This is a genomic window from Oleiphilus sp. HI0086 (assembly GCF_001635225.1).
This window is the reverse complement of sequence record NZ_LWFZ01000765.1, coordinates 1-7,851: the sequence shown is the minus strand read 5'-3', so window position 1 is coordinate 7,851 and position 7,851 is coordinate 1. Positions and strand designations below refer to the sequence as shown.

9 protein-coding genes are annotated in these 7,851 nt (G+C 44.0%); 8 read left to right on the top strand and 1 reads right to left on the bottom strand.

Annotation, left to right across the window (positions count from 1 at the left end; genetic code table 11):
- The 6 genes from A3756_RS13225 to A3756_RS13200 form a co-directional block, all read left to right on the top strand.
- A partial coding sequence (locus A3756_RS13225; RefSeq protein ID WP_068553669.1) for a TRAP transporter substrate-binding protein occupies positions 1 to 1,015 on the top strand: 1,015 nt, incomplete at its 5' end.
- A 23-nt stretch (positions 1,016 to 1,038) separates the two neighbouring features.
- Entirely contained in the window at positions 1,039 to 1,581 is a 543-nt protein-coding gene (locus tag A3756_RS13220) for a TRAP transporter small permease subunit (protein WP_068553668.1), read from the top strand.
- The gene (locus A3756_RS13215) at positions 1,578 to 2,858 is read left to right on the top strand and encodes a TRAP transporter large permease subunit (RefSeq protein ID WP_068512414.1); all 1,281 of its coding nucleotides are present in this window, start codon (positions 1,578 to 1,580) and stop codon (positions 2,856 to 2,858) included. The genes A3756_RS13220 and A3756_RS13215 overlap by 4 nt, the downstream gene beginning before the upstream one ends.
- A gap of 118 nt (positions 2,859 to 2,976) precedes the next feature.
- A complete protein-coding gene (locus A3756_RS13210) occupies positions 2,977 to 4,086 on the top strand; it encodes an HD-GYP domain-containing protein (RefSeq protein ID WP_068512417.1) in 1,110 nt (369 codons plus the stop codon).
- 112 nt (positions 4,087 to 4,198) lie between these two features.
- Positions 4,199 to 5,005 carry a flagellin gene (locus A3756_RS13205; protein WP_068512421.1) on the top strand — a complete coding sequence of 269 codons (807 nt, stop codon included), beginning with the start codon at positions 4,199 to 4,201 and terminating at the stop codon, positions 5,003 to 5,005.
- A gap of 162 nt (positions 5,006 to 5,167) precedes the next feature.
- A complete protein-coding gene (locus A3756_RS13200; protein WP_068512423.1) occupies positions 5,168 to 5,353 on the top strand; it encodes a PEP-CTERM sorting domain-containing protein in 186 nt (61 codons plus the stop codon).
- Positions 5,354 to 5,378: 25 nt separating this feature from the next.
- Here the strand turns inward: A3756_RS13200 and A3756_RS13195 are convergent, their stop codons facing one another.
- Complete coding sequence (locus A3756_RS13195; RefSeq protein WP_068512425.1) at positions 5,379 to 6,503, bottom strand: SMP-30/gluconolactonase/LRE family protein; 1,125 nt, start codon at positions 6,501 to 6,503, stop codon at positions 5,379 to 5,381.
- Between the two features lie 164 nt (positions 6,504 to 6,667).
- Between A3756_RS13195 and A3756_RS13190 the strand changes: the two genes are divergently transcribed.
- On the top strand, positions 6,668 to 6,949 hold the full coding sequence (locus A3756_RS13190; protein WP_068512427.1) for a pyrimidine/purine nucleoside phosphorylase: 282 nt from the start codon (positions 6,668 to 6,670) through the stop codon (positions 6,947 to 6,949).
- Between the two features lie 411 nt (positions 6,950 to 7,360).
- On the top strand, positions 7,361 to 7,851 hold a 491-nt coding region (locus A3756_RS13185; RefSeq protein WP_156490455.1), incomplete at its 3' end, for a hypothetical protein.

The window sequence follows — 7,851 nt, the reverse complement described above, 5'->3', positions numbered from 1 at the left end:
CACCCACAAAGTAGAAAAACAAGACTCATACACGCTAAAACTGGCAGAAACCTGGGGGCCTAATTTTCCTATTTTTGGTGACACCTCCAAGAATATGGCATCGATGGTCGAGAAGATGTCGAACGGTCGCTTAAAGGTCGTCATTCACTCTTCAAACAAGCATAAGTCTCCTTTTGGTATCTTCGATATGGTTAAGTCAGGCCAATACGATATGGGCCACTCTGCATCTTACTATTGGAAAGGTAAAGTGCCTGCCACCATGTACTTCACTACCATGCCTTTTGGTATGATCGCCTCCGAACAATATGCATGGTTTTACTACGGCGGTGGCATGGAATTAATGAATGAGCTATATGGCCAGTACAATCTCATGTCCTTCCCTGGCGGTAACACAGCTAACCAGATGGGCGGCTGGTTCCAGAAAGAAATTAATACTGTAGAAGACCTGCAAGGATTGAAAATGCGTATTCCTGGCTTCGCGGGTGAAGTCATTGCCAAACTGGGCGCCAAACCTACGAATATTCCCCCAGGCGAGTTATATACCGCACTTGAACGCGGCACCATTGATGCGCTCGAGTGGGTAGGCCCCTCTCTTGACCTGCGCATGGGTTTCCACAAAATTGCACCGTATTACTATACCGGTTGGCATGAGCCCGGTGCTGAACTTCAGTTCCTGGTTAACAAGAAGAAGTTTGAAGGCCTACCGGCAGATCTTCAAGAAATCCTTAAAACAGCTATGAAAGCTTCCTCATACGATATGTATGCGCAAGCTATGCATGAAAGCGCTAAGAACTGGGCAACGATTAGTACCGAATATCCGAATATTCAAGTTAAAACCTTCCCTACTGAAGTACTTGCTGCGATGCGTCAGGCAAATGAAGACCTGCTAGCCGAAAGCGCCTCTAAAGATGAGTTCGCTGCGCGAGTGCTTAAGTCTCAGAAAGAGTATCTGGAAAAAGCACGTGCCTGGACCAATATGTCTGATAAGGCCTATTTAGATAGCACAGCCCCCTAAGATAAGGTCTGCACGTTAATACTATGCAAGTAATTCTAGCCCTGGATACTCTGTTTAAAAGCATTGCGCGTTTATGCGGAGTACTCTCGGCTAGCGCCATGCTCTTACTACTCATCAACGTTTTCTACGATGTGGTCATGCGCTATGGCTTTAATGATGTATCGATCGGTATGCAGGAACTGGAGTGGCATCTCTTCTCTTGCGTGTTTCTACTAGGTATTCCCTATGCGATTCAAGAAAATGCCCATGTCCGCGTGGATATTTTCTATGATCACTGGCAAGACCAGACCAAGGCCTGGATTAACCTCTTAGGTACGCTCATTCTTATCCTTCCCTTCATTATACTTGTGACTCACTTTAGCCTTGGTTTTGCTTATGAGTCTTATCAAATGGGTGAAGGCAGTGGTGACCCGGGCGGCCTACCTCATCGCTGGTTAATCAAGAGCCTGATGCCTTTGTCTTTTATACTGATTGGTTTGGCAAGTTTAAGCATGATCACTCAGGCTCTCCGTGTAATCGTTGGGAAAGAAGCTTACCCAAGAAGCAAAGAGGTCGGCTTGTCATGAGCGGTATCGTCATGTTCGTGGTTGCCCTGCTAATGCTGATGCTGGGCTTTCCCGTCGCCTTTACTTTTGCAGGAGTGGCTCTGGCATTTGGTATTTGGGCAGAGGGTTTTGAGCTGTTTGCTTTTATGCCCTACCGCATACAGAGCATTATGGAAAATACCATTCTGATGGCTATTCCCTTGTTCATTTTTATGGGCGTCATACTCCAGAAAACCAAGCTGGCTGAGCAACTCCTTGAATCGATGGCACAGTTATTCGGCAGACTCAATGGTGGCGTAGCCATTAGCACCATACTCGTCGGCTCTTTGCTCGCCGCCTCAACCGGTGTAGTCGGTGCCAGTGTGGTTGCGATGGGTTTGATATCCCTGCCTTGCATGCTCAAGTATAACTACGATAAACAACTCAGCTGCGGCACCATTTGCGCATCGGGCACCCTTGGTCAAATCGTGCCGCCTTCTATTATTTTAATTATTCTTGGCGATGTACTGGGTTTACCTGTTGGCGACCTGTTTAGAGCCGCTGTTGCGCCGGGGGTTTTGCTGATAGCTCTTTACATTGGCTACATAGTATTTGTAACAAGTCGAAACCCGGCCTTGGCTCCTGCTATGCCTATTTCAGAGGAAGATAAGAGCGAACAAATACGCAAAGCCTTATTAGCCATTATTCCTCCCTTAGCGCTGATTTTTGTTGTACTCGGTTCTATTTTTGCCGGTATTGCTACACCAACGGAAAGTTCAGCATTAGGTGGTATTGGTGCGATATTTCTGGTTCTACTCTACAAGCAGTTTAATTTCCAGATGCTCTGGGATAGCGCTAAGGAAACCGTCAACGTCACAGCAATGGTGTTCGCTATTCTGATCGGTGCCACGGCCTTCTCTATGACCTTCAGCTATTCTGGCGGCGATATGATACTGGAAGAATGGTTGTTGCAACTTCCAGGCGAAAAATGGGGTTTCTTGATTCTCACTATGTTGGTCATTCTGATTCTAGGCTTCTTTATCGACTTTGTTGAAATCTCTTTTATTATCATCCCTGTTCTGGCACCTATCGCAGAAACCCTAGGTATCAGCATGCTTTGGTTTGCAATTCTGATTGCAATGAACCTGCAAACCAGCTTCCTCACCCCTCCCTTTGGCTTTAGTTTGTTCTATTTAAAGGGTGTGGCACCGCCGAGCATCAAAACCAGTGATATCTACCGTGGTGTAATGCCATTTATTGCGATTCAGGTAAGCGTTCTTTTGGTCTTATTGATCAAACCAGAATGGTTCGGACTTTAAGTAGAATCTTATAAGCCAAGCCTAAGTTTGTGAACTAGTCAAAAATTTCGTTTATTTTTCCTCTCATGGTCTATTCTTAAAAGTAGGACTTAATAGCGCTTATCAAAACGGGATTGAAATGATGGTTACCACCTGCCCTCAGTTTACTGAGCTAGACAATGAAATAACGCAAGATTTTGCAGAGTGTTTACAAGAGAATATTGAGCAGATCGAAGCTTGTATCGCATTACTTGATAACTCAAAAGATCCGGAACTTGTTCATCGCCTTTTTAGAGACATTCACTCTCTAAAAGGTAATTGCCGTATGGTATTTCTCGACCCCTTGGTCGAAACAATTCACGCTCTCGAAGAAATCGTCTCTGACATGCGCCAAGGCCAGCGTACCTATCTTCCTATGTACGGCGAATTTATCTTTGCCATCGTTATTCGTATACGGGATATGATCAATACACTGATTAGTGATGGCCAGGTAGAAGGTACGCCTCAGGCGACCATGCTTAAGGTTATCGAAGATGTCAGAGGCTGCACTGCAGGCCAGGACCTGAAAGCACTTGATAAAGCAATGGACCAGCTGGTCGGGGCGAAGAAAAGTAGCACTGAAGAAGAAAAACCCGGCAGTATCGCGCTGAGCCTTGAGCATCAGGACAACCCTGACTTAGCATTTTTTAGAAAGCTTGCCTTACAGCTAGATGACTTAGGCATATACAAACAAGGTAGAACAGATTCCATTCTAGAGTTGTGCTTATCTACCAACAAAGACCTTGAAGAGCCTATCGATACAGACCAATTAACTGCTGCAGTCTATCTTCACGATATCGGCATGTCTTTAGTCTCGCCCGACATACTTAATAAGCCTAGCAAACTAAGCGACCAGGAATTTCGTACTATTCGCGGCCATATAGAGATGGGCTCAGAATTTCTAAGTCGTATGGAAGGTTGGACAGAAGCCGCCACGATGGTTGCTCAACACCATGAGCGATATGATGGTAAAGGCTACCCAAAGAATTTGGCAAACGAACAAATACACCGTGGTGCTATGTTAATCGCTTTGGCGGACACCTTCTATGCAGTAACCAACGAACGTGCAGATAGAAGCTACAAGAAGTCTCTGTTCAGTGCTGTCACACTCATTAATGGCGAAAGTGGCACGCAATTTCACCCTACCTATGTCGAAGCTTTTAACGAAACAGTTAGGCATCATTACGTCACTCGCAAAAATATGACATAAAATAGTACCCTAAACAGTAGCGCTGGTTACCAAGCGTTACTGTTTAATAAATGACCTGCTCGACTTCCCGCGCTATCATTAAAAAATAGCTATCTCGGCGGGAGCAATCATCATGACTATTTCACTCAACGGCGGCATTGGCAGCCCTCAAAGCCTTTCCAGTGCGTCCCAAACTGATAGACAACTGCAGCAGCTCAGTTCAGGAAGCCGGATTAATAGCGCAGCTGATGATGCAGCAGGCGCAGCAATATCTGAACGCTTGAATAGCCAACTAGGTGCTTTTGATGCAGGCATCCGTAACGCCAATGACTCCATTTCCGCAATTCAGGTTGCCGACGGAGCACTGAAAAGCCTTAACGATAACATTGGTCGTATACAAGAGTTGACGATTCAAGCTGGTAACGGTGCGCTATCCACACAAGACCGACAAGCCTTGCAAGAAGAAGCAAATCTCTTGATTGAAGACTCAAATAGCATTCTCGAAAACACTAACTTCAATGGCAAGGCCCTACTCAGTGGTGAACAAGACTTCAATATTCAACTGGATCAACCAGGAAAGAGCATTCAACTCGAAGGCAAAGACTTAGCCAAAGAGATCAAAGAATTAGGCTTTGAAGACGTAGACTTAAGTTCAGCTGAGCAAGCTAGCAAGTCATTAGAAACCTTAAACCAAGCATCTGAGCTAGTACTATCCCGCCAATCAGAACTTGGTGCCGTTAGCAATCGAGTCGAGAGTTCGATCGATAATATCGCCATATCCAAAGTTAATACGGCTGAAGCGAGGAGCCGAATCAGTGACACTGACTATGCTCAGGTGGCCTCAGACCTAGCTGCGAGCCAAATAAGAGATCAGGTACAGATCGCCGTACAAGGACAAGCGAATAGTCAACGTGGCGCTGTGTTACAGCTTTTATCCTAACTTTCAATCGCACTTGAGCTAAATCTGCGCTACACTCGCGCCCGAAATCTAGTGAGGGCTTCATCTATTAGTCACATTCTATAGATAGACTGCCATTCCATCTCACTGAAAGCTCCTTTATATCGTCTCACCAGTAAAGGAAAAATTACTAAGGAAGGTAAAATGAAACATATAAGTCGCGCGGTCGCGCTAGTTCTATTTAGCTTGATCACCATACAAGCTCATGCAAACCCAATAGTTACCGAAATCCCAGAACCAACGACACTATCATTGATAAGTATCGGTTTAATTGGTCTAGGTTTGGCACGTCGTAAAGTTAAAAGCACTGACAAAGCGGGAACTCAGTAGCCTTACATCAAGCTGGAATTCGACGCTATTCTACAGCCACGCTTTGTTTCTCTGCCTCTGCCGGCTTTGCACATCTAAGGGCAAAGGGCTCAAATACAGCACCAAGTAGTAATTGATCTTCATACATACTTGCCACACTCGTGCCTGAAATCAGCTCGCCACTATCATAGTAAATCGACTCGGCCTGCATCTTTTCACCAGACACATCTATTTTAAATGCTTGAGATGGAGAAAGGTGGCTTTCATCATGCATATGAGCCGTAAACTCAAAGACTTTCGGATGACCGGCTGTGAGCAGGTGTTGATCATCCAACCACTCAAGATTATCAACAGCCATGGGGATGTAAACCGTATCAATTAAGTGCCAGGACAGCATATCCTGTCCTTTCATATAGCGAGACACTTGATTCGCTGTGGTTTCAGCTACAAACAGGGTTTTCTGGTCTGCAGACAAAGTCACCCCATTCGTATAACGAAGGCCATCGATCACTGTATGCCCCTGCTCTCCATCAAAATATACCAGCGAAGACAACGCCAGCCCGGCATAGTCCTCTACAATCTCCATCACGCTATGACGCGGGTTGCCATGATCGTTTGATACAAAGAAACGGTCTTTCCCCACAACAGCGATATCATTAGGCGAGATTAACTCTGGAAATGGAATACGTCGGCGTAGCTTTAAGTTACCATCAGGAAGAATGCTAAATACATCAATCTCATGTGTCTGCATATCAAGATGATTTACCGCATAGAGCTCTATCGCCTTTCCCTGAACGCCATCTTGTTGTTCAAAGCGCAGAGCAATTCCATGAGGATGAAAAGCCCCTTTCATTTTGACCATCAACTGCTTTGGTTTCGAGTTTGGATCACTGAGATCCAGAGTCCAAATACCACCGTTTTCATAGGACTTTAAGTCTTTATCCAAAAAAGCCTGGCGACGGTCATCGGCTGAAATATAAGCCAGCTTTTGCACTCGATCGACCGTGATATCCTCTGCTCCAATAGGACCTGCTAGCTTTTCACACTGCCCAAAAGGCTGACTTTCTTCAACACTACGGAAGACCCCTGCATCCTTAGCGATACCCGCGGCGTGAAATATCACCAGTACTAAAATAAGTAGTAAGATTTTTGTTCGAGTCTTCTTAAGCATTTCTTAGATATCCAGTTTTTATTATTACTTATAACGAGCTAGGCAGTTTACCAGTAAAAATCATACTTTGTACTTTCAAAAATGAATACCCTGCCATCGATTATGCGTATAATGCCGCCCATTGATTTGAATTTACGCAAAATAGTAATTACAGGAGAGCTACAATGCTAGAAGTTAACGAATATTTTGATGGCAAGGTTAAATCGATTGCCTTTGAAAGCACTACTCTGCCAGCAACAGTAGGCGTTATGAAAGCAGGTGAATATACCTTCGGTACCAGCCAGAAAGAATACATGACAGTTGTCAGTGGCGAACTAATTGTAAAACTACCAGGCTCAGAAGAATTTGTTTCATTTAAAGACGGAGAGACTTTTACCGTTGAAGCAAATCAGTCCTTCGACCTGCAAGTTCCTACAGATACCGCTTATCTTTGTAAGTACGAATAAACAGAATCTATTTAATAAGCCTCTGTGGTGGATTCGTTTTTGGGGTTTTGGTCTTGAAAGATTAAGCCCCTTAAGCACGGAGCGCTTTGCTGTACAGAGGAATAATGCTTATCTGTATCGGCTCAAACCCGACCTTACAGTTTGAGTTTCAAATCACGACATAGTCAAACAACAGCAAAGTCCGCAAAGCTGTCGCTCGACAGGTTAGTTATGATTAGGATAAAACAGCCAAATTCAGCACCTGAAAGGGACTCTTATCTCAACACATCTTTCCTTCTAGCTTTAATACTTGGCTTAGACTGCATTTCTAATACAAAGCAAAAAGCCATGATTGATGATTGAGTTAATTGCGTATTTAATTACACTCCTCCCTTAAATAAATATAGTCAAAACTAATCATTAGGATCACAGATGATTCGAACTAAGAAAGTAGGTGGTAAGCTTGCGGTCAAAGGAATAGACACTGGCAGAGCACTATTTGGAGTTGTTGCAATACCTGTTTTTTTTGTCTTGTATTTACTCACATTTGTTTTAATAGAGCAAAATCAGCTAGTTGGCGATAATATAGAATTTTCCTTGATAGTTGTTCTACTACTTATGGTTGTAGCTTTTTTTCTATCACTTCATAGCTACAGAAGGTCAGCAGGACTAATATTCCTTTTCAATAAGAGCAATGGAATTGTTGAAGTTTTTAGACATAAAGGATTAGTCTCTAAGTATTCACTAGGAAGAAATGTGAAATTAAAGCTTCAACGCGCACAGGGCATAGTGAGGAGAATTGATGGAGGGAGTGAAAGGCTACTTACGTACCACGCTGTATTAATTGGTAGCAAGGGTGAAGTATGGATCGGTGCTTCGGCTTTCACACAGAGAGGGCTATTAAAAAAAGTTAGAGTCATCTG

Bases quoted from the DNA above. Each gene is read 5' to 3' on its own strand.
- A3756_RS13215 (WP_068512414.1), top strand. From the start codon at position 1,578: ATGAGCGGTATCGTCATGTTCGTGGTTGCCCTGCTAATGCTGATGCTG.
- A3756_RS13210 (WP_068512417.1), top strand. From the start codon at position 2,977: ATGATGGTTACCACCTGCCCTCAGTTTACTGAGCTAGACAATGAAATA.
- A3756_RS13205 (WP_068512421.1), top strand. From the start codon at position 4,199: ATGACTATTTCACTCAACGGCGGCATTGGCAGCCCTCAAAGCCTTTCC.
- A3756_RS13190 (WP_068512427.1), top strand. From the start codon at position 6,668: ATGCTAGAAGTTAACGAATATTTTGATGGCAAGGTTAAATCGATTGCC.
- A3756_RS13195 (WP_068512425.1), bottom strand. From the start codon at position 6,503: ATGCTTAAGAAGACTCGAACAAAAATCTTACTACTTATTTTAGTACTG.
- A3756_RS13200 (WP_068512423.1), top strand. From the start codon at position 5,168: ATGAAACATATAAGTCGCGCGGTCGCGCTAGTTCTATTTAGCTTGATC.
- A3756_RS13220 (WP_068553668.1), top strand. From the start codon at position 1,039: ATGCAAGTAATTCTAGCCCTGGATACTCTGTTTAAAAGCATTGCGCGT.